The organism is Thermococcus sp. JdF3 (assembly GCF_012027495.1).
Classification (GTDB): domain Archaea; phylum Methanobacteriota_B; class Thermococci; order Thermococcales; family Thermococcaceae; genus Thermococcus.
Genome location: NZ_SNUK01000037.1, coordinates 1 through 407 on the forward strand (window position 1 = coordinate 1; position 407 = coordinate 407).

At 47.9% G+C, this 407-nt stretch carries 1 pseudogene; it reads right to left on the minus strand.

Annotated features, from left to right (window positions below):
* A pseudogene (locus E3E42_RS11785) lies at nt 1-407 on the minus strand (hypothetical protein); the annotation flags it as partial.

Below are 407 nucleotides of genomic sequence, written 5' to 3' on the forward strand. Positions count from 1 at the left end.
CTGGGCCGTTTCTGTCCCAGCTGGCAGATATTCCAGAACATAGGAAACCGTCTGATTGCCCGCAGGCATGACGATTGAGTTGCCGTTTATCTCGAGGGGGATGTCGCTCAGGTCAACAATGACAGCATTTTCGGGGAAAGTTATTTTGACAGGTATATTTGAGCCAACACGGACACTCCATATGGCCCTGTTCTTGACGGTCAGGTCAGGGGTGTAGTAGGTTATCTTAATGCCTGTGGCATTTTCAAAATACACGATGAGCGTGGAACCATTTATTTCATAGGGTAAAGGACTGCCCCTTTCATCAATAACGACTAGGCCCTCAACGTTGGCCGCAAGAAGGGGAATGGTAACGCTTACAGTATAGTTCTCCGGCTGGATAACCTCAACTACCTTAACGTATCCAA